The organism is Candidatus Tisiphia endosymbiont of Stenodema calcarata, assembly GCF_964030695.1.
Classification (GTDB): Bacteria; Pseudomonadota; Alphaproteobacteria; order Rickettsiales; family Rickettsiaceae; genus Tisiphia.
The window spans coordinates 820,621-845,732 of sequence record NZ_OZ034911.1; the positions used below are offsets into that span (position 1 = coordinate 820,621).

The 25,112-nt window shown below is 32.0% G+C and carries 26 protein-coding genes, 1 tRNA gene and 1 pseudogene; 10 read left to right on the forward strand and 18 right to left on the reverse strand.

Annotated elements, in window-relative coordinates:
• The 6 genes from ACQH1W_RS03720 to ACQH1W_RS03745 form a co-directional block, all read right to left on the reverse strand.
• On the reverse strand, positions 1-771 hold the full coding sequence (locus ACQH1W_RS03720) for a GNAT family N-acetyltransferase (RefSeq protein WP_425360931.1): 771 nt from the start codon (positions 769-771) through the stop codon (positions 1-3).
• 168 nt (positions 772-939) lie between these two features.
• Positions 940-2,643: a peptidoglycan D,D-transpeptidase FtsI family protein gene (locus ACQH1W_RS03725; protein ID WP_375332987.1), complete on the reverse strand. Its 1,704-nt coding sequence runs from the start codon at positions 2,641-2,643 to the stop codon at positions 940-942.
• A 13-nt stretch (positions 2,644-2,656) separates the two neighbouring features.
• On the reverse strand, positions 2,657-2,839 hold the full coding sequence (locus ACQH1W_RS03730) for a palindromic element RPE1 domain-containing protein (RefSeq protein ID WP_341762340.1): 183 nt from the start codon (positions 2,837-2,839) through the stop codon (positions 2,657-2,659).
• Positions 2,840-3,092: 253 nt separating this feature from the next.
• Positions 3,093-3,506, reverse strand: coding sequence for a cell division protein FtsL (gene ftsL / locus ACQH1W_RS03735; protein ID WP_341761203.1), 414 nt, complete (start codon positions 3,504-3,506; stop codon positions 3,093-3,095).
• Entirely contained in the window at positions 3,496-4,446 is a 951-nt protein-coding gene (rsmH, locus tag ACQH1W_RS03740; protein ID WP_375332986.1) for a 16S rRNA (cytosine(1402)-N(4))-methyltransferase RsmH, read from the reverse strand. Before rsmH ends, ftsL begins: the two co-directional genes overlap by 11 nt.
• On the reverse strand, positions 4,443-4,904 hold the full coding sequence (locus ACQH1W_RS03745) for a division/cell wall cluster transcriptional repressor MraZ (protein WP_341761205.1): 462 nt from the start codon (positions 4,902-4,904) through the stop codon (positions 4,443-4,445). The genes rsmH and ACQH1W_RS03745 overlap by 4 nt, the downstream gene beginning before the upstream one ends.
• A 358-nt stretch (positions 4,905-5,262) precedes the next feature.
• On the opposite strand from ACQH1W_RS03745, the gene ACQH1W_RS03750 reads away from it, so the two are divergent.
• The 4 genes from ACQH1W_RS03750 to ACQH1W_RS03765 all read left to right on the forward strand — a co-directional run bounded on the left by ACQH1W_RS03750 (position 5,263) and on the right by ACQH1W_RS03765 (position 8,113).
• Positions 5,263-5,715 carry a hypothetical protein gene (locus ACQH1W_RS03750; protein ID WP_375332985.1) on the forward strand — a complete coding sequence of 151 codons (453 nt, stop codon included), beginning with the start codon at positions 5,263-5,265 and terminating at the stop codon, positions 5,713-5,715.
• A 75-nt stretch (positions 5,716-5,790) separates the two neighbouring features.
• Complete coding sequence (locus ACQH1W_RS03755; RefSeq protein ID WP_341762342.1) at positions 5,791-6,981, forward strand: fatty acid desaturase; 1,191 nt, start codon at positions 5,791-5,793, stop codon at positions 6,979-6,981.
• Positions 6,982-7,193: 212 nt separating this feature from the next.
• Positions 7,194-7,433: an exodeoxyribonuclease VII small subunit gene (locus tag ACQH1W_RS03760; protein WP_375332984.1), complete on the forward strand. Its 240-nt coding sequence runs from the start codon at positions 7,194-7,196 to the stop codon at positions 7,431-7,433.
• Between the two features lie 23 nt (positions 7,434-7,456).
• The gene (locus ACQH1W_RS03765; protein WP_341762344.1) at positions 7,457-8,113 is read left to right on the forward strand and encodes a 2OG-Fe(II) oxygenase; all 657 of its coding nucleotides are present in this window, start codon (positions 7,457-7,459) and stop codon (positions 8,111-8,113) included.
• Between the two features lie 395 nt (positions 8,114-8,508).
• Here the strand turns inward: ACQH1W_RS03765 and ACQH1W_RS03770 are convergent, their stop codons facing one another.
• From ACQH1W_RS03770 to zapE, 5 genes are all read right to left on the reverse strand, one after another.
• Positions 8,509-8,808 (reverse strand): hypothetical protein, encoded by a 300-nt coding sequence (locus ACQH1W_RS03770; RefSeq protein ID WP_341762345.1) that lies wholly within the window; start codon positions 8,806-8,808, stop codon positions 8,509-8,511.
• Between the two features lie 21 nt (positions 8,809-8,829).
• On the reverse strand, positions 8,830-9,201 hold the full coding sequence (locus ACQH1W_RS03775; protein ID WP_342278657.1) for a hypothetical protein: 372 nt from the start codon (positions 9,199-9,201) through the stop codon (positions 8,830-8,832).
• A gap of 730 nt (positions 9,202-9,931) precedes the next feature.
• A complete protein-coding gene (locus ACQH1W_RS03780; RefSeq protein ID WP_375332983.1) occupies positions 9,932-12,106 on the reverse strand; it encodes a 3-hydroxyacyl-CoA dehydrogenase/enoyl-CoA hydratase family protein in 2,175 nt (724 codons plus the stop codon).
• A 5-nt stretch (positions 12,107-12,111) separates the two neighbouring features.
• Entirely contained in the window at positions 12,112-12,729 is a 618-nt protein-coding gene (gene tmk / locus ACQH1W_RS03785; RefSeq protein WP_341762347.1) for a dTMP kinase, read from the reverse strand.
• Positions 12,719-13,750: a cell division protein ZapE gene (gene zapE, locus ACQH1W_RS03790; RefSeq protein WP_375332982.1), complete on the reverse strand. Its 1,032-nt coding sequence runs from the start codon at positions 13,748-13,750 to the stop codon at positions 12,719-12,721. Before zapE ends, tmk begins: the two co-directional genes overlap by 11 nt.
• 43 nt (positions 13,751-13,793) lie before the next feature.
• Between zapE and ACQH1W_RS03795 the strand changes: the two are divergent.
• A pseudogene (locus ACQH1W_RS03795) lies at positions 13,794-14,009 on the forward strand (IS481 family transposase); the annotation flags it as partial.
• An 87-nt stretch (positions 14,010-14,096) separates the two neighbouring features.
• Here the strand turns inward: ACQH1W_RS03795 and ACQH1W_RS03800 are convergent.
• From ACQH1W_RS03800 to ACQH1W_RS03830, 7 genes are all read right to left on the reverse strand, one after another.
• Positions 14,097-14,855, reverse strand: coding sequence for an ABC transporter ATP-binding protein (locus ACQH1W_RS03800; protein WP_341763265.1), 759 nt, complete (start codon positions 14,853-14,855; stop codon positions 14,097-14,099).
• 16 nt (positions 14,856-14,871) lie between these two features.
• Complete coding sequence (locus ACQH1W_RS03805; RefSeq protein ID WP_341753861.1) at positions 14,872-15,651, reverse strand: MlaE family ABC transporter permease; 780 nt, start codon at positions 15,649-15,651, stop codon at positions 14,872-14,874.
• Positions 15,641-16,741 (reverse strand): alanine racemase, encoded by a 1,101-nt coding sequence (locus ACQH1W_RS03810; protein ID WP_375333111.1) that lies wholly within the window; start codon positions 16,739-16,741, stop codon positions 15,641-15,643. Before ACQH1W_RS03810 ends, ACQH1W_RS03805 begins: the two co-directional genes overlap by 11 nt.
• Positions 16,742-16,755: 14 nt before the next feature.
• Positions 16,756-17,751 carry a ribose-phosphate diphosphokinase gene (locus ACQH1W_RS03815; RefSeq protein WP_425360932.1) on the reverse strand — a complete coding sequence of 332 codons (996 nt, stop codon included), beginning with the start codon at positions 17,749-17,751 and terminating at the stop codon, positions 16,756-16,758.
• A 284-nt stretch (positions 17,752-18,035) separates the two neighbouring features.
• Entirely contained in the window at positions 18,036-18,617 is a 582-nt protein-coding gene (locus tag ACQH1W_RS03820) for an MlaC/ttg2D family ABC transporter substrate-binding protein (RefSeq protein ID WP_425360933.1), read from the reverse strand.
• Positions 18,618-18,630: 13 nt separating this feature from the next.
• A complete protein-coding gene (locus ACQH1W_RS03825; protein WP_425360934.1) occupies positions 18,631-19,386 on the reverse strand; it encodes an MlaA family lipoprotein in 756 nt (251 codons plus the stop codon).
• Positions 19,387-19,393: 7 nt separating this feature from the next.
• Entirely contained in the window at positions 19,394-20,416 is a 1,023-nt protein-coding gene (locus tag ACQH1W_RS03830) for an SAM-dependent methyltransferase (protein ID WP_375333113.1), read from the reverse strand.
• 606 nt (positions 20,417-21,022) lie between these two features.
• On the opposite strand from ACQH1W_RS03830, the gene ACQH1W_RS03835 reads away from it, so the two are divergent.
• The 5 genes from ACQH1W_RS03835 to ACQH1W_RS03855 all read left to right on the forward strand — a co-directional run bounded on the left by ACQH1W_RS03835 (position 21,023) and on the right by ACQH1W_RS03855 (position 24,821).
• On the forward strand, positions 21,023-22,225 hold the full coding sequence (locus ACQH1W_RS03835; RefSeq protein ID WP_375333114.1) for a pyridoxal phosphate-dependent aminotransferase: 1,203 nt from the start codon (positions 21,023-21,025) through the stop codon (positions 22,223-22,225).
• A 50-nt stretch (positions 22,226-22,275) separates the two neighbouring features.
• Positions 22,276-22,854, forward strand: a complete 579-nt coding sequence (locus ACQH1W_RS03840) for a lysophospholipid acyltransferase family protein (protein ID WP_341763401.1) — start codon at positions 22,276-22,278, stop codon at positions 22,852-22,854.
• Between the two features lie 8 nt (positions 22,855-22,862).
• Positions 22,863-24,149 carry a lipid IV(A) 3-deoxy-D-manno-octulosonic acid transferase gene (gene waaA / locus ACQH1W_RS03845; protein WP_375333115.1) on the forward strand — a complete coding sequence of 429 codons (1,287 nt, stop codon included), beginning with the start codon at positions 22,863-22,865 and terminating at the stop codon, positions 24,147-24,149.
• Positions 24,150-24,153: 4 nt separating this feature from the next.
• Complete coding sequence (idi, locus tag ACQH1W_RS03850) at positions 24,154-24,705, forward strand: isopentenyl-diphosphate Delta-isomerase (protein WP_341763256.1); 552 nt, start codon at positions 24,154-24,156, stop codon at positions 24,703-24,705.
• A 40-nt stretch (positions 24,706-24,745) separates the two neighbouring features.
• Positions 24,746-24,821: transfer RNA gene (locus ACQH1W_RS03855), tRNA-Ala, on the forward strand.
• Positions 24,822-25,112: the final 291 nt, after the last annotated feature.

The window sequence follows — 25,112 nt, forward strand, 5'->3', positions numbered from 1 at the left end:
TTATTCCCATTCCAAAATTACTTTTGTATCACCAGCTAAAGGTGCGTCTAGTACAGTATCGTAGTGTAATTCAAATTCATACCTATTACCTCCATACTTATATGATTCACCAACTAGTTTAAAAGCTAAATTTTCTAGTATTTTTTTAGAGGCGGTATTAGTTTTTAGCGTTGTAGCCTGAACTGTAGTAAAAATTTCACCTCCAACAAATTTTACTGATTTTTCGTCATAAGTTTTATTTACATAATCTTGTTTTTTTGCTAATTCTTTACCATATCCCAAAATTAATGCACCAACATTCTCATATCCTACATGTGTTGCAGCACCTCTATGATATTCTTTATTGAACAAATAAGCAATTTCCCCTACGTGTTCTTTAGAACCATTACCTATCACTTCATATCCAACAACTACATCGTTAGATTTGTCTGTAACTAAAAAGGCAGCAAATGGATAACCATTGTTCCATCGAAAACTTTGTTCGTTAATTCTTTTTGCAAATTCTTCTTGAGTACTTACTTTTCCTGTTGCATATTGTGACATTACAGCAGGATCTGCAAATGTAACGTTAAATAATTGTTTAATTTGATCCGAGAAATTTACAAAATCCTTTTCTGTAGTGTATAATGATTCAGCACGAAATCTATCTGTATATATATAACTTTTTAATATACCATCTTCATTCTCTTCACCAATGGCTACATCGAATTTACCACAAATTCTTTCATAATATGTAAGTGCATCTTGTAAAGTATTAATTTGCTTAGACATTGTTACCAAATAAATATTAAAAAATATTAAACTTCTTGCGAAACTCTACTTCTGCTTAGGTTCTTATAGCATATTTTTAAGATATAAGAACCGTAGTAAATTTAGCAAAGAAAAAATATTATCAGTTGGAATATGGTTTAGATAGTTGATACTACTGTAGAAAAAATATCACAACCCTTCCCCTTTTTCAACTGGCTCTATTCCATATAGTGATACCATTCGCTCAAGGACTCTTCCAACAGTAGGAGCTGCAGTCCAGCCAGCAGTAGCAAAGCCAAAAGATTCTTTTGTTCCTTTTGGTTCATCAAACATTATAAAAATAATATATTGGGGATCAATGGCTGGTAATAAACCTAAAAATGATGACATTCTGCTATTCTTAAGATATTTTTTCTTGCCATGTCCATCTGAAGTTAATTTTTCAGCAGTACCAGTTTTACCACCGACAAGATATCCTTTAACATCGGCTCTACGTCCTGTCCCTTCTTTTACCACCAAACGAAATAACTCACTCATTTGTTTAGAGGTTTTCTCACTAAAAACACGCGTGCCAACAAGACGCTCATCGTGCCTTTTGATTAGAGTCAGATCATATAATATCCCTCCATTTACTATTGGCAATACTGCTTGCATAAAGTGTAAAGGGCTAATTGAAATGCCATAACCATAGGCCATAACAGCAGTAGTAAGATCACTCCACCTCTTGTCAGATGGAAACAAAGGAGTACCTCTCTCTGGTAACTCAATTTTAAGCTGATCTAGTAAACCTAATTTCTTTAAATAGTTTTTAAAATCATTCTTCCCAACTTCAAGCATAATTTGGCTAACACCAATATTTGATGAATGCAAGAAAATTTCTGGAACACTGTGCCATCCTTGCCTTGGATGATAATCTTTGATATTAAATCCCCCTACCTTCATATAACTAATATCATAAGCATCGTTCATTGCTATAGAATCAGTATCAAAAGCTACGGCCATAGTCAAAGTTTTAAATACAGACCCCATCTCATAGATACCAAGACTTGCCATATTAAACAGTTCTTCTGGCTTTGCTCTACTAGGATAATGTGGGTTAAAATCCGGCTTACTAACAATAGCTAAAATCTCACCATTATTAGGGTTGACAATTATTCCCACCGCTCCTATTGCACTAAACTCCTTTAATGTCCTATCTATTTCTTCACTTAGAATATTTTGTAATCTTACGTCTATAGATAGTTCAAGAGGTTTTTTAAGTTGATCCGGCTGTATAAAGTCAGAATTAGTTAGAAACTTATCATAGGTTCTTTCTAATCCAGCAAGACCAACCAAATCCCTACCCACATATCCTATAATATGTGACAATAAATTGGAAAAAGTATAGATTCTTTTTTGTTCTTGTTCAAAACTAAAACCTGGCATTCCCAAATTTGATATCGCCTCTTGCTCTTTTGGCAATAAATCCCTTTTGATCCATACAAAACTTTTATTACTTTGTAGCTCTGCAAGTAACTTCATTTTATCAATCTCAGGCAATATCTTGGATAATCTTTCTAAACATTGCGAAGGATTAATTACTTTCTGTGGATTGACAAACAATGAGGAGGAAGGTAAATTTACTGCTAATAAGTTACCATTACGATCTACTATCTCTTTCCTAAAGTCACTATTTTTTACTTGATATTCTGGCTTAACATAGCCATTGGTCGCAACAATTATTAAGCGATATGATAGACCACAAAAAAACATAGCAAAACAACAGCTGACTATTAATAATCTGATTTTGGTATTGTTAGCACCTACATCCCATAAAATAATACTACCAAAATTTTTCTTCATCTTAGTTAGAGTATTTTTTAGAAATACCAATAAAAATATATCGTTACCCATCTACATACTACTGCTAATGGCTTATTAGTATGTTATTCTGCGAAAGTAGCGTATCTATAATAGACCTCTTGTGCAATTCTACTTCTGCTGGTAATTTGGATGTCGATCCGATACTCGAATCCTCACGTACATTTGAGTACGCTGCGGTTCTGCGTTCCGTGTCTCCTACAAATTCCCTAGCACAAGCGAATTTCACAAGAGGTCTAATACTGAATAGTCTTTCAAGGTATTTTTTTAGATCCCACACCGAATCAGGATATACTGCTCGTAAATGAAGAGTTGGTAGACGAAGATCAAAATCATGAAGTGCTAGGAGTCGAAGGGTCGAGGAGCGGAGCGTACATTTAGTACGTGAGCACCGAAGATCCCTAAAGACGACAACGCAATTCTTGATTTTCATCGAGTATAACATCTTTTTTTCCATGTAAGTACCATACTAATGTTGATTTTCATCGAATATATTCTGTTTTTTTAGTTGAAACAGTTTGTATGTATTTATTATTAGCAATTGTTTTATAACGCCATTTAGTGTTGGTTTTACTAGAATACGAGCCACTTACTTCATTAGCCTTTGCATATTTTTTACTCTCATTAAGTGCTAAAGGGTCACTAATCATTTGCTTAACCTTAATAGTATCTAATTGTAAATAAAGTGATGATAATTTTCTTAGTCTAGCTGGAGAAATAAGGTATGATTGTTCGACTTTTAACACGTGAATCATGTTTTTCTCATCAGTTAGTTGTTTTGAAACTTCCCCAAGCTGATAATGCAAACTAATGACCTTATCTTTGACTCTAAATAAGCCATAAATAGAAAGAATTATAGTACCTACCACTATATAGCTAAATACTCTAACTACCATATATATTACCTATTTTCTGTCCAGCCCTCAACTTTGCAGACCTTGCTCTTGGATTAAGTGCAACTTCTTTAGGCGATGGACATAATGGTTTTTTTGTAAGAATTTTAAGCCATTCTTTAGAACTTTCTTCAGGCGAAATCTTTACACTGTATTTAGACCTAGCAACTACCTTAGCAGAATTTGCTTTTAAAAAATTCTTAACAATTCGATCTTCTAATGAATGAAATGAAACAATTACTAGTCGACCATTTGGTGCTAAAATATTCTTGCAATTATCTAGAAATCTTGCTAATTGACCTAGTTCATCATTGATATGAATACGAATTGCTTGAAAAGTCTTAGTAGCAGAATCAATTTTACCTTTTCTAAAACCTATACTACTACGAACAATATGGGCAAATTTTGCTGTATTGGTAATAGGCTCTAATAACCTGTGTTCTATAATCTTTTTAGCGATTCTTCGAGAATAAGATTCATCACCATATTTATAAATTACATCTGCTATTTCTTGTTCATCAGCCTCATTTATAAAATCTGCAGCACTATATCCCGTATTGCTCATCCTCATATCAAGTGAACCATCATGGGTAAATGAAAAACCCCTATCTCTAGAATCAAGTTGCATAGAAGAAACCCCTAAATCCATAACTATCCCATCAAATTTCAACGAGCCTAATTTTGAAAAACTTTCAGCGAAACCTGTCTGAATAAAGTTCACTCTGCTAGGATAATCGTTTACCAATTGATTAGCATAAGTTCTAACATTTGGATCACAATCAATTGCTACTAACTGACAATTACAAGAATCTAATATCATCCTGCTATAACCACCAAAACCAAAAGTGCAATCTAAATAACTTCCTCCATCTTTAGGACATAAGACTTCTTTAACTTCATTCAACATAACCGGCGTATGAGATGATGCGAACTCTTGTATCATACTACTATATCCTTAATGTTTTTCAGTGTTAAACGGTTACTTTGAGCAATTTGCCGAGCTGAAGAAAGATACGTTTCAAAATTTTGTGGCTGCCAAATTTCAAAGACCAATCCCTTCCCTACAAAGCAAGCTTGATCTGATATACCAGCGTGATCTATTAAAGATTTAGGTAGAATCACCCTCCCCTCACTATCAAAGCTAAGCTGGATAGCTTCACCAAGAATGATTGTTTCGAAAGCATCTCGCTCCTCAGAATAGGGATCTAAGGTTTGGATTATTTGACTTAGCTCCTCAAGCCTCTTCAAACTACAACCTTCAATGCACTTATTTCTAAAAGAAGGATAGGCAATAATCCCATTAAACGACTGACTAGACAAAGCTAATCTATAGCTGGCAGGTATCGAAACCCGACCTTTCTTATCAATATTGTTTATATATTTTGATAAAAAAATATTCATTTACCCTTTACCTTTCAATAATTACCACATGGGGTATCAGATCCCAGCCTACGCTGGGATGACAGCAAAAATTGCTTAAATATTATCCCATAATTAAGTTATAACTAATTTTTGGTTATAATTGGGATAATTTGGGATTATATGGAATTTTTAGGATATTGTACTATAATTATAGAGTCAAGAAGGTTTTAAACAGTTGATAAACAAATTATAAATTTTTATCTATTGTGACTTATTTGACGTATATATGTGATTCAAAGAATTAATAAAAAAATATTAAAAAAAAGTGGATGACGAGTATTAGTGCAGAGAAAAACTTTACTATAATTATATTATACTAAAACTTAATGAGCATTTTATGATTACACTACTTGCTTCAATAACGGGCTTTATTAGCTCAATTATTCCGGAGATTTTAAAAATTCTAAAGGATCAAAATGATAAAAAACATGCACTTAATCTTTTAGATCGACAAATTGAAATCAATAAACTAGGACATACAAAGCTACTAACAGAGCTTGATGCTTCAAAAGACATTGCTGAAAATAATACTTTATATTCAACATATAAATCAGGCGTTAATTGGGTTGACGCGTTGAATGGGTTAGTTCGCCCTGTCCTTGCCTATAGTTTTTTTATTATGTATGCCTACATCAAATATGTACAATATAGAACCATACAGAGTACGGCGATCCTCGTAGAATATCTTGATGTTTTATGGAATATAGACGATCAGGCTATTTTTGCCGGTATTATTAGTTTCTATTTCGGACAACGGATGTTTAACAAATTATGGAAACGTAAAATGTAATATTGCAATATGTTGCAATATGTTATATTGTAGCTATGGAGTTAAGAACATTTAATTTATTTAAAGATTAGATATATGCTAAAAAGAATTTCGTGGCTTGCTTTTTTTGTGCTTATCATATACCCAATTTTACTTGCATTTTTGGTTATAAAATATCACATTAGCCACAAGATAGGTATATTCGAAATAGGTTTGCTGATAGCCGGTTATTATGGTTCTAATATTACTGTTGGTGTTGGTTTGCATAGGCTTTGGTCACATCATGCCTTTAAAACAAATACAGCGGTGGAGTTTATTCTTGTTATAATGTCAGCTGCTACTTTACAAGGACCAGCCTTGTCTTGGGCCTCAAATCATTATAAGCACCATAGTTATACTGATAAAGATCAAGATCCGCATAGCCCATCAAAGTTTGACAATAAAATCTTGGGATTTTTATGGTCACATATTGGATGGATGATCATTGATGGAAGTTATAAGTCAATTGACCGGATTACTATGGTTAAACTTGGTAAAAATAAATTGCTAAGATGGCAATTAAAATATTATTGGCAAATTGCTGCGTTTATGAATATTGTATTTCCAGCATTAATAGGTTACTTAATAGGTGGTACTATCAATTCTGCATATGCTGGTTTCCTGTTTATTGGTATGGGGAGAGCATTGCAACAACAGGCAACTTTTTGTGTCAATTCTCTATGCCATTTCGTTGGTAGTAAACAATATTATAAAGGTACTGCAGGAGATATTTGGTGGATGGCTTTGTTCTTATTAGGTGAAAACTGGCATAATTTCCACCATGCCTTCCCATCAGATTATCGCAATGGTGCTAAGTGGTATCATTTTGATGTCCATAAATGGATAATATACGTAATGAGCAAACTTGGACTAGCTTGGAATTTAGAAGTTACTTCCAAAATCAGAATACAAGCCAAGATAAATGAGACTAGTAAATACCTAATAGAGGGACGCAAACAACAATTAAATTTACTGCAAGATAAAATTAATCAACTGGTAGAACATGTGTATGTAAAGCTTAATGAGCTTGAGAATTCTTCTATATCTATTAAAGCTCAATTAAAAAAATCTTTTATGGAAATTCAGGAATCACTGAAGAAGCTTGCTGAACAACTACATTCATCAATTCAGTTAACTGAAAAGTCATCAGAAAGATTACTAAAAATTGCTAGTAAAAAAATTAAAGATCGAGAAATGGCAATTTATAGATTATATAACGAGCTAGATAGAAAGTATATTAGGAACTAATATATATACTCAAATGATTTGGAGAATGGGGACAACAAACAAAGCAATTTTGGGTATCCAGCCTTTAACATATGGATTAAAATTTAATAGCAGACGAAGCAGCCATTCATTTTGGAAATACGATAAAAATACTTAAGGGTACTTATGCTGCACAGTTAGGCAAGGCTGAGGACATACTTCACAGCATAAGTAAATTTGAAGGAGAAATTATTATGCTAGACTTAAAATCTATTGAAAATATGAGCTTTGAAGATGCCTTAGCTGAACTAAAAGAAATTGTAAAAAAAATTGATACGGGAGAGGAAAGTTTAGATTCATCAATTAATAGTTTTGAAAGAGGAGTCTTACTAAAAGATCACTGTGAAAAGAAACTACAAGCCGCTCGCTTAAAGATTGAAAAAATCACTAAGCTGCCAGATTCAACCATCGCTATAGAAAAGGTAGAGTCCTAATTTAAAAACAAATTAATAATTTTATGTCTTTTGCATTACTAAATTTCGATGAATTGGAATCAGCTCTAGTATCTAATTCTCCTTATACTTATATGGTTGCTAAAAATGTAATTAATATAGATAAAAAAGATATCATTTCTATCGATTATCCCCAAATAAAAAGTGCTGGTTTTTTTCCTCTTGAAAGTATAAAGTATGAGGGAGTTTTTAAAAATTTAATCCAAGAATTGCAAGCTCCTAAACTTGCTGATATCTTGACTAAAAAACTAAAGATTGAGCTTAAAGATAAGCCTTTTATGATAACTATAAGGAGGTGGTCAACAAAATCTGATGGCAGAATCCATAATGACAGTAAATCTAAAATTGTTACGGCTTTATTATATTTAAATGACAATTGGTTACAAGGTAAGGATGGAGGGAGTTTTCGGGTATTAAAGGATAAAAAAACTTTTGAAAGTGCAGCAGCTATTATTCCTCCGGAATTTGGTTCTTTTGTAGTATTTGTTCGCTCTGAGAATTCGTGGCATGGTCATATGCCGTTTGAAGGGGAGAGGCGAGTCATTCAAATAACTTGGCTTAATAGTATAGAAGATATTGAGCGTAAGAATAAAAGAGGAAAATTAACATTGTTTTTAAAAAATATATTTAGTCGTTCTGTAAATGTTGGTATCACTAACTGATAAGGTTTATTGGACATTAAATGCTACAGGGCAATTTAAAAATTACAACCATTAGTTGTTATAGATGTAAGTTTAACCACCACCGATGTCATCCTTGCGAAGGCAGGAACATCACCACAACTGTTGAAAGTTAAAAACCCGTCATTGCGATGAGCTTTGCAAGCCCTAAACCGTCTATTAGCGAGCGAACGTATGTGAGCGTGGCAATCCATGAAGCTTGTCATATAGATATCTATTATATCATACTTTTAACTTACAATTGCTTCGTCGACCTACGGTCTCCTCGCTAATAGACGATTTTTTAACTTTCAACAGTTGTGCTACGATCCCTGAAAACGACAACGCAATTCTTGATTTTCATCGAGTATATTAAAGCCAGTTCGATATAAGAATTATTAATTCTTATCCTGAATTGGGGTAGTTATCAATAAAGGTACAGTCTCTAATATCTTTACCTTATCTTCTAGTTCTACTAATCCACCTATTACTTCACCCAATTTTGCATCAAACTCATCTATTTCATCTTGTAAAAATTTAATGTGTTTTTCTATACTATCTTTATCTATACCATCAATGCTATGATGCAATCTCTCTTTTTCATTGTTAAGTATTAGTACTAAATCTTCTAGCCTTTGTTGATATCTCTTCAAAGTCTCTGATTCAGTTTGATATAGATAATTTGCTGTAATCTGCATCTTAATATAATTGCCTTCATCTTATTTGTGCAAGACTGTTTTTACTGTTTCTTCCAGTATCTTCTGTAATGCATTATTCTCTTTGAGTGTGCTAATTCTCCTAAACTCATCAAGTAACATTTTTACGCCCATTTCTACTTCATCTAAATGAATGGTCATGTGCAAAATATGCTGTTCTTTCTTGGTAGTTAGAGTGGTTATCTCTTTTAATTCTTTATGTAACAAAATTACTTCTTCTTTGGCTGTAATGAAACTATTCGAGAAATCCTGACTCATAAGCCAAATATTGGTACATGCCAGCCTAATACTATATAACCACTTAATACAAATTACTATCAATAGCATTTCAATAATGATTAAAATACTTGAAGAAATTGCTAATAGTTGAATCATTTCATTCCTCCTTTTATTGCCTTCCACGAGATAAGCTATACATTCGAATGCTCGATTGGTATACTCAAATGCTTTGGAGAATGGAGACACAAACAAGGGATGAGCAAACGCAAGCAGTACGTGAGTACGCGAATTACCCGATAGTATTTGCAAGAACCAACTCTTCAAAGCAGAAGAGCATATTCAAGTATACTTTTTTGATTGTTTATTACTTAGTAATGCCACTTTTACCTCTAATGTCTTTATACTTTCTCTTTGCTGTAATAAAATTTTTATCTTTTTTATTATTGTTATTTTATCCTACTATTCTTGGATATAACATTTTCTTGGTCTAATTTTATGGGTACATAGGAATTCTCTTTAATTTTAGAGCTGTATATTTTTATATGATACAATAGATATTATGATGTGTAAAGTGCTTTTAATAAAAAAATTTGTGAGAATATTAAGTTTATTGAGAATTTTGTTAGTTCGCCACCATAGTACCCTTCTAGCAGAGATAATTTTTGGAATTCATTGGAAGATATAGTATTGTATAGTAAACTTTGTTCTAAAAACCAAAAATCTTTTTACTCGATAATCAAGTTTTTCCTTAACCGTCATTGCGAGGATGCCCGGCAACGGGTCGACGTGGCAATCTCGTAAAGTAATACTTCAAAAGATTGCCACGTCGTCGCTTTCGCGACTCCTCGCTAATAGACGTATTTTTTAATAATTCTAAAAAACTTGATTATCGAGTTTTAGGGTTTTTAGCAAGTTCTAAAAATATCTCTCGTTCAAATTGCAATAATTTTTGCTCATCAATTTGTTGCATGGAAATGATATCTTGAAACTTTGACAATAGCCATCCTTGAAGATTATCATACTCAGCTATACTCTTCTGCTTTGAAAAATTGGTTTCTGCAAATTCTTCAGCTAAAGTAACTTTAGATAAAATAACTTGCTTGCTTACTTTCTTTATTTTTTCTGGCAAATCCAAGGCAAAAGCCTCTTGCAGTATTAAATGTTTATTCATATTTACTTGCACGTTAGTAATATCATAATCAGCTATAAAATAATCAGCAGAACTTGATTTATTTGGTAATAGGATATTTCTTAAATTTTTTACTAGCTTACTTTTATCGCTACTTGCACGATAAAACATTTCCTTAATGCCTCCCCAACTTGGAACTAAGCCAACCGATACCTCAACAAGGCCAGCATTTAACTCCTGATTAGCTACAATAAAATCAGAATGTAACAATATTTCACAGCCCCCACCTAACGCAGCACCTAAAGCACAGCTAACAATATTAATATGCGAGTATTTTAACCTTATCATGGTTTTTTGACCAAGTTTTAAGAAATCTTCTAATTTAGCAAAATCTTGATTTTTTATACAGGAAGCAATGAATTTTAAGTCAGCACCAGCTGAAAAATTGTTGGTTAATGGCATAATATATAGTGTTTGCTTCTCATTTTCTGCAATATCAACAGATTCTAACAAAAGTTTAAAAACATTTTCATTGAGGCAATTCATTTTAGTATTAATAGTAAAAACTAACCTATTTTTATACAGAACTAGTTGAGCCGAATCATTCTTCAATAAAATCTTACTTTCTTCTAATCTGACTTTAGGCAAATGAAACTGACTCAGTTCAATAGTTTCATAGGAACTATTAGCGATATATTCCGGTAATGTTAAATTCATTAGCATTGCTTGTTTTTTAAGCCACTCAAATCCTCCTCCTATGTGATTAATTAACAACTCAAAAGGACCAATCTTCCAACTATAACCAAGCCTCATAGCTGTATCTATATCGTAAATATTATCAGTAACCGATGGAATTAAAGATGTTATATATAAGTAAAACTTCACTAGTATCTCATGAAAAAATTTACCATAGCTAGAGTTGCTATTTAACAACTGATCAATAGAACTATATTCAATCTTGGTATCTTCAAATGCTGCATAAGTTAAAGTTGTAAAATCTATGACTTCTTTAGTTTTTATGCCATTTATCTTTGATATACGGTAAAAACCTCCTAAAGCTTTACGACCAATCAAGTTATTCTCTATCATCTTATCAAGGATAGAAGATGCTGAGTAAACTTGGTGATAATCATCATTATTCGGTAGGGAATTAACTAGTGATGTAGAAATTAATCTTATTACGTCGTGACCTATCAAATCATATAAGCCAAAGATTCCTGTACTTGGTAATTTAAATAAATCAGTAAAAATTTTATCGATAATTACTGGACTTAAATTTTCATCTATGCTACTACGAACAACCAGCTCAAGTAGATAACAACCAACTCGATTTGCTATAAAACCTGGAGTATCGTGACATTTAATAATAGTTTTCCCTAAATCTCGTATTAGAAAATCTGATATCCTCTCTATAACCCCTGAGCTAACCTCTGAATCTACAATAAGTTCAAGCAATTCCATATATCTTGGAGGATTAAAAAAATGACTAATGACAAATCTAGACCTGATGGTAGATTTTATAGAATCAGGCATTTGCTCCTTTAATTTCCTTAAAGGTAAGGTTGAAGTATTAGAAGCTAGAATAGCATCTTCTTTTAGGTAGGGTAGAATCTTCTCATACAGCTGATGTTTTATTGCAATTTTTTCAATAATAACTTCAATGATTAAATCACATTCTGTAATCAGCTTTAGATCATCTTCTAAATTACCAATGGTGATAAACGCTAATTTACTTGGATGTGATAAAGGAGCTGGTTGTTGTTTCTCTATATTTTCTAGAGCCTTGGTAAGTATGGCATTCCTATCATTAGGGTTGTTGCTTACTACATCTAGTAAAACAACTCGGTTAGAGGAATTGGCTACCAAGGAAGCTATTGCTAGCCCCATTACTCCAGAACCAATAACACATATTTTCTCTATTTTATTTTCCATCTTATTCACCAAACCTTTGTAACGAGCATCGCAACTATTATATCATGAATTTCTTGCACACTAAGAGTTGAAGCATTTATTTTTACTATTCTATTTGGAAATTTGGCTGATATATATTGAAATCCGTCATAGACTTTTTGATGAAATTCAATATTTTTGCTTTCAAATTTGTTATTATTCCCTCGCACTAATGCCCTTGGTAAGGCAATATTTGGATCTATATCAATAAAAAATGTAATATCAGGCATCACATCAGATATTAAAGACTTATGAAGATCATAAACTAAATCAATCCCTATATCTTGCCCCTGATAACAAGCTGTAGAGTCTACAAACCTATCACAAATAACTGATATCCCAGAATTTAGTTTAGGAATAATCTTTTTATGAATATGTTCATAACGTGCCGCCATGATTTGCAGCAATTCTGACATAGGTAGTAAATCTTGATTAACTAAAATGTCACGCATCTTCTCTGCAGAAATAGTTCCCCCTACTTCACGCGTTAAATCTACGGGAATATTTTGTGATAGTAAATACTGGTATAACATATTACTTTGGGTGGATTTACCGCACCCTTCCCCACCCTCAAACGTAATAAATTTACCCTTTTTAATTGACATAGCTATCACTATTCATCTCATATAACCTTGAAATAGTTCTGTTAAATTCACCTTTGCGAAAACCATTCTGATATATTTTTATAGGTTCATCTTGCAATGTCATGAATAATACAACCTTATAAAAATAAGCATTATCAACAAAATTAATAAACCTAACAGCTAAGTCTGTGTTATCAGAATCTATTATACGAATATTTTCTACTATTATGATAGAAAATTTTTGGCAAATATTTACATAATCAACATAACCTAATTCTCTTACAAATAGCTCTTCAAAATCTGTTACTAATACTTTTTCACTAGCCATTTTAAAAGATATTTTACGTCCAAAAACTAGGATATCCTTAGAAACTAATCGGTTATTACTATTTAACTTGCTAATAATATTCTGTATCTCAAGCTTATTATCTTCATTAATGGGGTATATTATACGTCTATTAGTCGTGTGTATAATTTTATCTAATCGATAATCATGATCACTATCTAAATGCATAACTTCAAACTTTTGATAAATCTCTTTAATTATTGGCAAAAAGGAATTCCTTTGTAAACCATCTTTATACAAATCTTTTGGCTCGATATTACTAGTAATGAAGATAAACACCTTATGTCTTATGAGTTCAAGGAGCAGTGGTCCTATTATCATAGCATCAGTTATGTCTTTAATTTCAAACTCATCTATGCATATTACTTCCGCCTGCTTTGCATAATTTGCAGCAATTCTTTTGATAATATTATTTTTAGATTGTGATTTATCTTGCAACTGATAAATATCTTTATGTACCGATTGCATAAAGTTTTGGTAATGTACCATTAATTTCTTAATTTGCAATATTTGGAAAAAATGTTGCATTAATACAGTTTTGCCATTACCTACATTACCATATAAATATATAGCTTTTTTTGCTAATAAACTGCTATTAAAGAATCTAAAAAACGACTTATCTTCAATTTGTTTAGCAAACTCTTTAATTCTGCTGAGTAAAAGCAACTGCTTTTCGTCAAATTTTAATTCAGGCAATATATTACATTCTCATTTTAGATTTAGTATAACCTATCTATTCCGTAAAAAGCTCTATAATACATTAGATGAGTTACAAGCTGATATAGATACTTGGCTTACAAATTATAATAACGAAAGGTCTCATTCAGGTAAACATTGTTTTGGTAAAACACCAATGCAAACTTTTAGAGATTCACTTTATATTGCTAAAGATAAAAATATTAGTAATATAGAGAGAATATCAGACAATTTGGCTATTACTTATCAAGCTGCCTGATTATTACTTATTGTCAGATTAAGTCGTAACTAGTACATTATTTAATTTTGTAGATTTAGTTGACTTTCTATTATTGAATACACCATACTAAATCTCAATTGGTCCAGTAGTTAAACCATTAACAAATTGTTGCAAGTAAGGATTATCACTATTTTTTATCTCATCTTTTTTACCAAACCATAAAATCTTCCCTTTATAAATCATAGCAACCTCTTTAGCTATCATATAAGCACTATTCATATCATGAGTTATGGTGATGGTAGTAGCCTTTAGCTCTTCTTGAACTTTAATTATTAATTCATTGATAACATTAGCCATTATAGGGTCAAGACCGGTAGTTGGTTCATCAAGGAAAAGAATCAACGGATCGCCACAAATAGCCCTAGCTAGAGATACTCGCTTTTGCATACCTCCAGAAAGCTCAGATGGATAAAGACCCAGTATTTTTGTAGACAAACCTACAGAATTGAGTTTAGATGCAGCTAACTCCTCTTTATTTTTTGGAGATAATTTATACAATTTTTCAGTAAAGAATGTAATATTATCTTGAACAGTTAAAGAATCAAAAAGAGCCCCTCCCTGAAATAGAAATCCCATGGTTTTCATCATTTTAAATCTATCTTTACTTGGAATATTTACAGTCTCCACTTCATCAATAACTATACTACCTTCATCAGCCTGCATTAAACCAACTATAGTCTTTATTAACACTGATTTACCAGTTCCTGATCCCCCAAGAATTACTATTGAACTATTTCGCTTTATATCTAAGTCTATACCATCAAGTACCTTATGATCGCCAAAAGATTTATATAATGAGCGTATTTTTATTTTTGATTCATCCATAATCTATTCTCGAGTCTTATACTTTAAAAAACAACTCTGTTATCAAGTAATTACTGATTAGAATAAGAACTGAAGAATTTACTACCGCGGAAGTTGTACTCGTCCCAACTCCTTTTGCTCCTGTACCTGAATAATAACCACTATAACAACTTACTATTGAGATAATAAAACCAAACACTGCTGCTTTTACCAAACCAGAAATGACATCTATTGGTTCTAAAAACTTAAAGCTATTCGTTATATAATTAAAGCTATTAAAATCAAGCTTATAAACACTTACCAAATAACCACCCATTACTCCTAATATATCACCTATTAATACTAAACATGGTAACGTAATAACTGCGGCTAGTACTCTTGGAAAAACTAAATATTTTATGGGATCAGTTGACAAAGTATAAAGAGCATCTATTTGTTCAGTCACTCTCATAGTAGCTATTTCAGCAGCAATTGATGCACCAACTCTACCAGCAACCATAAGACCAGCAAGAACTGGTCCAAGCTCTCTAGTTATTGAAAGGACTACCACCGTAGCTATTGAACTTTCAGCTGAGAAACGAGAAAAACCTGTATAACTTTGTAATGCCAGCACAGCACCGGAAAAAAAGGTAGTCATAGCTACAACTGGTAGGGAATAAAAACCTATAGACAATAACTGCTTTAATACTAAGTTGTAGTATAAAGGTCTTTTAAAAATACTAGTGACTCCCGCAATAGTAAATAGAGAAAAAGCCCCTATAGTCCTTGCAAAACCAATAGTATGTTTACCTAATAAATTAACGGTATCAAGAATCATTTTTGTATACTCTCTTATATCTGCTACCTAGTAGAGTGAGAATTTCATAACCAATGGTATTTATTATATTCGCTATTTTATCTAAAGTACAATAATTCCCTATAATTTCAGCTTGTTGTCCTAGAAAAATTTTGTTTGGTGGTAGTTCAGTAACATCAACAGTAATTGAATCCATTGACACCCTGCCAACTACAGGAGCTGAATACGAATCAATAACTACTACCCCACAATTGCTAAAAGCCCGGGGATAGCCATCAGCATAACCAAGAGGTAAGGTAGCAATTAGCCTATTACTATTTGTTTTAAAGGTCATATTGTAACCAATGTAACTTTCCGGTGGTAATTCTTGCAATTGTATTATTGGAGCAGTCAGTCTTATTGGATTATGCATTGGATTTTTAAATGTATTACCCAAAGGATTAATACCATACAATGCAGCACCAGGGCGTATTAAGTCAAAATGATATTCTTTCCCTAGAAATATACTACTAGAGTTAGCTAGACTAGCTTTGACTTTTGGGAAATATTTTAAATAATGCTTAAACTTTTTTAATTGTTGTAAATTATAAGGATCATCAACTACTTCAGATGCAGATAAATGACTTATAATATACTGCAATTCAAGACCAACTAATAGATCAGGTTTGTCTATTATATGTTGCATTTCTGTGTCGAGCATTCCTAAGCGATTCATACCAGTATCAACATGGATTGTACAAGGTAATACTTCTTTTTTAAGAGAGGCAAACTCTTGCCAAATTTCAACTTGTTTTAAACTATTAAGTACGGGAATTAAATTACTATTTCTAAATTCCTCAACATCATTGCTAAATACACCATTAAACACAAAAATATTAGATTTTTGCCCCAATACTTTACGCAATGATATTCCTTCATCAACTGAGGTTACAAAAAAACTTTGACAATTCTCCATCTGTAAGGCTGGTGCGATAGCATCAGCACCAAGTCCATAGCTGTTAGCCTTTACCACAGAAGCAATCTCTGAAGTTTTACAAATTTTAGAAATAATACGATAATTAGCACGAATTTTTGCTAAGTCTATTTCAAGTGTACATTTATCAGTATGCATAAAGTTTTAAATTCTCATAATTTTACAGATTTTTGTAATGCTGCTATAATAATTGGAGCAACTGATATTACATGGAACTTAGATGGTAAATCAGTAGTTTCTATTGTATCAGTTATATATACGTTCATTATATCAGAATTCTGAATATTTTTTTTAGACATTCTAGAAAGCACTGGGTGAGTTATAAAAGCATTGACAGATAAAGCTCCTACTTCCATTAATAGCTTAGCTCCCTTACAAAGGGTTTCGCCACTATCAACAATATCATCAATTAATATACAATGCTTGCCGGAAACGTTACCTATTATTTCTGATATTTGGCATTTATCATTAGACTTCTTGACATCTCTACTTTTATTAATAACAGCTATATTCATGTTAAAAAGCCTATTCACATCACGTACACGTGCAAAACCACCAACATCTGGAGATACAATAATAGAATTATTATAAGTTTCAATAATCGGAGCAAATAAACTTATTGGATCAAGATTTTGTAGTGGAATTTTAAAAAAACCCTCTAATTGCTGTGAATGCAAATCGACAGTTATTACATGATTAACACCAGCAACTTCCAGCATACTCGCTACAAGACGGCTCGATACTGGAGTAAAACTACAATATCTACGATCTTGGCGGCTATAACCAAAATACGGTATAACCGCAGTTACTTGTGAAGCTCCTGCTCTTTTTACCGTATCAACTAATAATAAAAGTTCCATCAAGTGGTTATTGGCTGGTCTAGAAGTAGATTGTACTATAACAACATCACACTTATGCATATCTTCAAGGATTTCCACCCTTGTTTCAGCATCATCGAAAGCTGTAATATAAGTTTCCACATATTCACAATTTAGTTCCTCAGCTAAATATCTAGCTAATTTTTTATGACTAAGACCTGCAAGAATTTTCATGCTAATTATAATAATTGGTTTAAGTTTCTGTAGTATACAATAATTATAATTTGCACTAAGTGTTTTATAAAAAATATTTTTATTATTTTTATTCAAGTTGTCGTCTATTAACGAGTAGTAGCATTGCTGCGATAAAATAAAGCTCCCACAACTGTCGAAAGCTCAAATCGTCATTGCGAGGAGTTTCTGCAAGCGGCGTCGTAGCAATCCAAGATACGCGAAGCGTTACTCTAAAAAAACAGCTTCGCTGTTTACCTAGATCGCCACGGCATCTAAAGAGCTTTGCTATGACGATTATAGAAAAATGTGGGGTACTATGGATTGCCACGCTCACATATTTTCGCTCGCAATGACATATTAAGTATACGCCTTTTAAAAAATCACGACCTCTTTCCCAATTCATCTATTAACTTATCAAAACCACTATTACTGAGAATATTCATGAACTCTGACTGTTGAGAATTGATAAGACTAACACCTTCTGTAATAACATCTGAGACTTTTAAATTAGTTTTATAGCTTGTACCCTTTACTTGACGTACTAAGTAATTTACTTTAGCAGTTCCTATTAACATTTCTACCATAAACTCTCCTTCATCAAGAACACGCACTTGTTGAACTTTAGGTTCTTGACCATGGTAATTCTTTACTAAATCAGCATAGGCCTTGCTTACATAATTACTGTAAACTTCTGTGAATTGTTTAATTTGTTCAGGAGTTAGAGTTTTTCTGTAAACACCAAGGGTGAATTTAGCCATCCAATTCAGATCTAAGTTAGCTAAAATTAGCTTTTTAGTTTTAGCTATTTTGGCATCTTGATCTAAACTCTCATCATTACATACATCTAGCCCAGCTCTTATTAGTTGATTAACATAATTATCAACTACCATTTTGTTATCAGTAGCAGAATAGGCTGACAAGGACAGGCAACTTAAAATTAAGCAAACAATAATTTTTTTCATAATTTTGCATTTTTTAATTAGGTTTAGGGCATTTAAATTGCTTAGGATAGACAATTACCGATTCACGATTTTGATGTGTAGCTGATCTTACAGCTATGTAAGGATCAGTAGAACTACATCCTATATAGTCAGTAAACGGTAATAATCCTAACCTAGTATTTATAACTTGTACACCAGAAACTATGATTTCAAAATCTCTATGTACCGCGTACATTATAGGATTTAAGTAACTATTTGTAAATATAGCATCTGTACTATCTCTTGCATTAGTACCACCAAGAAATGGTATGACTAAATATGGTCCTGGACCAACTCCATAGTGGGCGAGAGTGCTACCCAAAGTTTGTTTGGTAACTCTCAATCCAATTTTATCTGCTACATCAAATAACCCACCTATACCAAACGTGGCATTGATTAAAAATCTCCATAGACTTTTCATAGTTTGGTCATAATTCATCTGTAGACCATAATTGACGGCAGTCAAAGGCACACTAATGTTATCTAGAAAACTGCTCACTCTAGCCCTAGTATAATTATTACTAATTCGTTTATAGCCTATAGTAATAGGGCGTAAGAACAGATAGTCTAAAACAGAATTAAAGGCAAAAATTTTACGATTTAGTTTCTCATAAGGGTCATAAACTTGAGTACATCCCTTACCTTCATTATAAACATACCTAAAATCTTCATCATCTTGAGTATTTTGAGTACTCGCTATTGCAGTTATACTAGAAAAATTAACTAACAACAGTAATATAAATTGCTTCATGGCTTCATTAATGGTTTTTCTTACAAATCACCATATAGTATTTATCATTTTTTTCTAGAGATAATTCTTCACTATTTAATATGGTAAACTTAGTTTGACCTAAAGCTTTCTTAATATCTGCTATAGTAAAAACAAATCCTTTTCTCTTTAATGAAAGGTTTGTGACGTTATCTATTGGTAAACAAAATGCAAAATACCCTAATGTATTGACTATAGAATAAATAGAATTAAAGTAATCTAATAGGTTTTTAGTAAAAGAAAGAGAGTTAAAACTCAGTACTACATCATATTTATTAGAGTCGTGTTTAATAAAATCCGATATTGAAATTTCTAATAACTGATCATAAATATTACCATATATAATGACAAGCTTATTCATAATTTCTGAATTTTCAATACCGGTAAAAGTAAAGCCATCAGGAAAACGCTTTTTTACTTCATAACCCACTAAGCCTATATTACTACCTAACTCCAAAATATGGTAATGATCAGGTAAGTCTGTTATGTTATTCATAGTTGTGCTTACAAAACTGTAAGGTAGGTACAGTTTATTATTACTGCGAAATTTATTGCCATAATATTCAGCGGTAAGATTTTTATATTGATGCCAAATTTGCGGTGGAATCTCTGACAAATTATTATAATTTTGTAGAAAAGATGCTAACTTTATTTGATCAGCTTCAAAAGCTCTTTGTAGATGATACAAAGCTTTTTCATAATTATTTTTTAAGAAATATGTCCAACCAAGCCAATAATTAGCTTGATGGTCGTTAGGAGAAAGAATTTTATCAACCAATTTAAGCCTTAGTATAGCGTCATTTAAGTTATTTTTATACAAATGTTCTATACCAAGATTAAAATTAGTTTCTTTTAAGTGTGTTACCCTATATTTTACATCGACAAAATAATTGATAGATGTAAAGATTTTCTCCCTATACCAAGATGGGAAATTCTTAATATAATTATAGTATAATTTTATTTTGTCTTTTATTGAGTCGTAACTGTTACGAATAATTTTGCTGCCGAACATAAATTGCTATAAATTTGATTTTTTAAACATATATTCATCATATACTACTCGTAAATGAAGAATTGATAGACGATAGAATCAAAATCATGATAGTAGCAGGAGTCAAAGGCTCGAGGTGCTAGGCGTACATTTAGTACGTGAGTACCTACGATCCCTGAAGACGACAACGCAATTCTTGATTTTCTATCTGAGTATATGATAACATATATATCAAATGACACTAATACTTAATAGTAATAAATTATATAAAATAAATCATATTGTACTAAATTCTGCTTTCAAGAATTGTTTTTTTTTAACAATATAGTATAATACCCCCCATTTGGGATAAGAATTAACAAATTCTTATCCCAAATTAGCTGTGATATAAAGAAAAATGTACTCTTGAAGCGGTTCTGCGAGTACATTTTAACTTTTTTACCGTTCAATAGATGATTTTAATTATTAAAATCATCTATTGAACGCAAATGATATTTTAACAATCAGGTGGGCAGCCGCTTCAAACCTGATTGTTTCTATATATACAGCCGAATTTGGGATAACCTGTTATCCCGAATTCGCGTAAATTCGCGTAATACGAAAATAATTATAAGGTTCTACAGAATCATGTCACTTATTGCTAAACGCTTAGATATAATAAAACCATCTCCAACTTTAGCTTTAGTTAAAAAAACATTTGAACTAAAAAAGCTGGGTAGAGATATAATCTCTCTTGGGGCTGGTGAACCTGACTTTGACACACCCAATAATATCAAAGAGGCTGCAATTAAAGCACTGCGAGATGGTTTCACAAAATATACTAATGTTGATGGCATTTTGGAGCTGAAACAAGCAGTACAGACTAAATTCAAGTATGAAAATAATTTAGATTATGAGTTAGATGAGATAATAGTATCAAGCGGCGGTAAACAAGTAATCTATAATTTATTTATGGCTTCCCTTAACCAAGGGGACGAAGTAATTATTCCCAGTCCTTACTGGGTCTCATATCCAGATATGGTAATGTTAGCTGAAGGGATTCCAGTATTTGTTAACTGTGGCATTGATAGCAATTTTAAGCTTACAGCTGAAGCTCTAGAGCAAGTAATTACCCAAAAAACTAAATGGTTAATTATTAACTCACCAAGTAATCCAACAGGAGCTGCATACTCTTACCAAGAGCTAGCAGATATTGCTGAATTACTACGCAAATATCCCAATGTAAATATTATGTCAGATGATATTTACGAGCATATTATTTTTGATGATTTTAAATTTTATACTTTTGCCCAAGTAGCACCGGATTTAAAAGATCGAATATTTACTGTTAATGGTGTATCAAAAGCTTATTCTATGACAGGATGGCGTATAGGATATGGGGCTGGTTCTAAATCATTAATTAAGGCAATGACTATTATTCAGTCACAAAGTACTTCTAACCCCTGCTCTATAAGCCAAATGGCAGCTATTGAAGCTTTAACTGGCACTCAAGATTTTATTAAACCTAATGCAAAAAACTTTCAAGAAAAACGTGATCTAACCTTATCAATTCTAAGTGATACAAAGGGTATTAGTTGCGATAAACCAGCAGGGGCATTTTACCTGTTTCCTAAATGTAATGAATTATTTGGTTTGAAAACTCCCAGTAGTAAAATTATCAAAAATAGTAACGATTTTGGAGAATATCTGCTTGAAGAATGTAACGTTGCGGTTATTCCTGGTATTGCATTTGGTCTAGAAGGTTATTTTAGAATTTCATACGCAACTTCGATAAAAAACTTGGAGCAAGCATGCTCGCGTATAAAGAATGCTTGTAATCAATTAACGTGATAAAAAAAATCCTTAAAAAAAACAATTTTGTACTTAGTGTAGTTACTAAGATGCTGTATACTTATTTGAGAGTGGTTTATTTTACCTGTCGTTGGCAATTTGTTTTTTCAGATAATCACAATAAACAAGAATTTTTGGCACAAAAAGGGGTAATTTTTGCTTTTTGGCATAACAGATTGGCTTTAGGTCCAGGAATATTTGCTGGTCATAAAGATATTTATGCTCTTATTTCCCCTCATCGAGACGGCAGAATAATTAGTGATATAGTAGGTAAATTTGGCTTTGGGGTAATAAATGGTTCTAGTAATAAGAATCCTGTATCAGCTTTAAAAATAATTATCCAAAAGTTACATAACGGTAGTAATATAGTGATTACACCAGATGGCCCACGTGGGCCTATTTATAAAATAAATAGTAATATTAACAAAGTTGCTCAAAAATATAATATAAAATTGATACCAGTTTCTTGTAGTGCTTCTAGATATTTTTTACTCAAAAGTTGGGATAAACTGATTATGCCTCTACCTTTTGGTAAAATAACAGCTTTTATAGGCTTACCACTAGCTTTTGTAGGAAATGAAAACCAAGACAATATTAATTTAGCACAAGCATTAACGGGGTTGAAGTAAATCTATCTATGATCTATTTATACTATGTCTTAAGTTTTCTACTTCTTCCAGTGTATTTCTTTTTATTAGTATTAAGAGTTATTATTGGCAAAGAAGATGTAAAACGTATTAAGGAACGTTTTGCTATTTCCCATGCACATGCTAAACGAAATGAAACTTTAGTTTGGATACATGCAGCCAGTGTAGGGGAATCTCTTATAGCTTTTACCTTAGTTGAAAATATCAATAATCTTTGGTTAAAAAGAACTATGCCAAAAACCTCCTTAAAGTTTTTGGTTACTTCGGGAACTAGATCTTCTGGAAAAATATTACAACAAAAACTACCGCAAAATGCCATTCATCAATTCATTCCTATAGACAATATTATTTTTGTTAAAAAGTTTTTTAGAAATTGGCAACCAAACCTAGGAATTCTTGTTGAATCAGAGTTATGGCCATGTCTCATTAGCGAAGGGGCAAAACATTGTGAACTATTATTATTGAATGCACGTATTTCTGATAAATCATTTGAATCATGGAAAAAAATAAGTTCATTTTTTAGATTAGTTACCGCTAACTTTAGTGAGATTATTGTGCAAAGTAACCGTGATTTCCAAAAATTTACGCAACTTGGTGTGACAAATATAGTTAATTTAGGTAACATTAAATTTGCCAACAAAAAATTACCTGTACATGAACAAGAGTTAACAATTTTAACACAACATATGAGTGGTAAAAGAATTATTGTATTTGCTAGCACCCACTTAGACGATGAGGTAGTAGTACTTAACATTATAAAACCAATAAAACAACGATACCCAGATTGCTATTTTATTCTAATTCCACGTCATCCTGAACGTAAGAATGATATAGGAAAAGCGTGTACTCAATTAAATTTAACTTATAGTATCAAGTCCAAACAAAATATACCTATTCTAACTGATGATCTTTACATTGTTGATAAATTTGGCGAACTTGGATTGTTTTTTAGCATAGCCTATATCTCATTCATTGGCGGTTCATTTAAACAAGGAGGACATAACGTACTTGAACCAGCATATTTTGCTAATTATATTATATTTGGGCCAGATATGAGTAATTCTACTAATATTGCTAATGAAATGCTTACTAATAAAGCTGCTACTCAAATTCGAGATGGAAATGATTTACTGAATAAAATTGAGTATCTTCTATCTGAGACTGGTACTCAGGAAGCTAAAGTTTATCAGGCTAATGCTTTGGAATTTGTCAATAAAAACCAACAAATTTTAGGTAATTATTTAAATATTATAGAAAAACACTTAGTGGGAAATTAATGTTATGTTATACTCAGAACATGTGGTATTAGTTGATGAACAAGATAATATCCTTGGAATAGAGGATAAGTTAAAAGCTCATAATTCTAATACTCCATTGCATAGGGGATTTTCTGTATTTCTTTTCAATAGCAAAAAAGAATTTTTGATACAAAAAAGAAGTTTACTCAAAAAAACTTGGGGTGGATTCTGGTCAAATAGTTTTTGTGGACATCCACAAATTAACGAAACTTATGAACAAGCAATTTATAGGCATGCAAAGTTTGAATTAGGTTTAGTAAACCTACAGAAAGTAGATATTATTGCTAATTATCGATATAAATTTGCTATAAATAATATTGTAGAAAATGAAATATGCCCGATATATTTGGCTTTATCAGATGATATCATAAAAATAAATGAACAAGAAATAGCAGAAGTAAAATTACTTAAATGGGTAGACTTTAAGTTATATATGGAAAAATACCCAACAAAATTTTCCCCTTGGTGCATCGAAGAGTTCGAGATATTAGAAAATAATGAAATATTCAAAAAATTTATAGATTCAGCTCTGTAACTATAGTATAAAGCTGAACTAATGATATAAAGTATTTCTAGGGGTCATAGCTCAGTTGGTAGAGCGTTTGAATGGCATTCAAAAGGTCGGGGGTTCGATTCCCCCTGTCTCCACCAGATACCTCCAACCTTTCCAAGGTTTTTATAATTTCTTAAAAGTATTTTTATTTTGGTTTCCCACCAAAAGTCTCCAAATTTGACATACAAAATAGTCTATTTTTAACCGTTTTTCACGGGGAGGAAATATGACAGAATCGTTAATTTTTCCGACAACTTAATTGAAAATCCTGATACTATTTTCTATAATATAGTCGGTAATTTTGTCCCACCTGAGTGGCGGAATCTTACCAATAATTGTGGTAAGCAATTAAGTAAAACCTCTCGTCAACTTTTGTCATTGGTTTTACG

Bases quoted from the DNA above. Each gene is read 5' to 3' on its own strand.
- ACQH1W_RS03720 (WP_425360931.1), bottom strand. From the start codon at position 771: ATGTCTAAGCAAATTAATACTTTACAAGATGCACTTACATATTATGAA.
- ACQH1W_RS03725 (WP_375332987.1), bottom strand. From the start codon at position 2,643: ATGGGTAACGATATATTTTTATTGGTATTTCTAAAAAATACTCTAACT.
- ftsL (WP_341761203.1), bottom strand. From the start codon at position 3,506: ATGGTAGTTAGAGTATTTAGCTATATAGTGGTAGGTACTATAATTCTT.
- rsmH (WP_375332986.1), bottom strand. From the start codon at position 4,446: ATGATACAAGAGTTCGCATCATCTCATACGCCGGTTATGTTGAATGAA.
- ACQH1W_RS03745 (WP_341761205.1), bottom strand. From the start codon at position 4,904: ATGAATATTTTTTTATCAAAATATATAAACAATATTGATAAGAAAGGT.
- ACQH1W_RS03750 (WP_375332985.1), top strand. From the start codon at position 5,263: ATGATTACACTACTTGCTTCAATAACGGGCTTTATTAGCTCAATTATT.
- ACQH1W_RS03755 (WP_341762342.1), top strand. From the start codon at position 5,791: ATGCTAAAAAGAATTTCGTGGCTTGCTTTTTTTGTGCTTATCATATAC.
- ACQH1W_RS03760 (WP_375332984.1), top strand. From the start codon at position 7,194: ATGCTAGACTTAAAATCTATTGAAAATATGAGCTTTGAAGATGCCTTA.
- ACQH1W_RS03765 (WP_341762344.1), top strand. From the start codon at position 7,457: ATGTCTTTTGCATTACTAAATTTCGATGAATTGGAATCAGCTCTAGTA.
- ACQH1W_RS03770 (WP_341762345.1), bottom strand. From the start codon at position 8,808: ATGCAGATTACAGCAAATTATCTATATCAAACTGAATCAGAGACTTTG.
- ACQH1W_RS03775 (WP_342278657.1), bottom strand. From the start codon at position 9,201: ATGATTCAACTATTAGCAATTTCTTCAAGTATTTTAATCATTATTGAA.
- ACQH1W_RS03780 (WP_375332983.1), bottom strand. From the start codon at position 12,106: ATGGAAAATAAAATAGAGAAAATATGTGTTATTGGTTCTGGAGTAATG.
- tmk (WP_341762347.1), bottom strand. From the start codon at position 12,729: ATGTCAATTAAAAAGGGTAAATTTATTACGTTTGAGGGTGGGGAAGGG.
- ACQH1W_RS03800 (WP_341763265.1), bottom strand. From the start codon at position 14,855: ATGGATGAATCAAAAATAAAAATACGCTCATTATATAAATCTTTTGGC.
- ACQH1W_RS03805 (WP_341753861.1), bottom strand. From the start codon at position 15,651: ATGATTCTTGATACCGTTAATTTATTAGGTAAACATACTATTGGTTTT.
- ACQH1W_RS03810 (WP_375333111.1), bottom strand. From the start codon at position 16,741: ATGCATACTGATAAATGTACACTTGAAATAGACTTAGCAAAAATTCGT.
- ACQH1W_RS03820 (WP_425360933.1), bottom strand. From the start codon at position 18,617: ATGAAAAAAATTATTGTTTGCTTAATTTTAAGTTGCCTGTCCTTGTCA.
- ACQH1W_RS03825 (WP_425360934.1), bottom strand. From the start codon at position 19,386: ATGAAGCAATTTATATTACTGTTGTTAGTTAATTTTTCTAGTATAACT.
- ACQH1W_RS03830 (WP_375333113.1), bottom strand. From the start codon at position 20,416: ATGTTCGGCAGCAAAATTATTCGTAACAGTTACGACTCAATAAAAGAC.
- ACQH1W_RS03835 (WP_375333114.1), top strand. From the start codon at position 21,023: ATGTCACTTATTGCTAAACGCTTAGATATAATAAAACCATCTCCAACT.
- ACQH1W_RS03840 (WP_341763401.1), top strand. From the start codon at position 22,276: ATGCTGTATACTTATTTGAGAGTGGTTTATTTTACCTGTCGTTGGCAA.
- waaA (WP_375333115.1), top strand. From the start codon at position 22,863: ATGATCTATTTATACTATGTCTTAAGTTTTCTACTTCTTCCAGTGTAT.
- idi (WP_341763256.1), top strand. From the start codon at position 24,154: ATGTTATACTCAGAACATGTGGTATTAGTTGATGAACAAGATAATATC.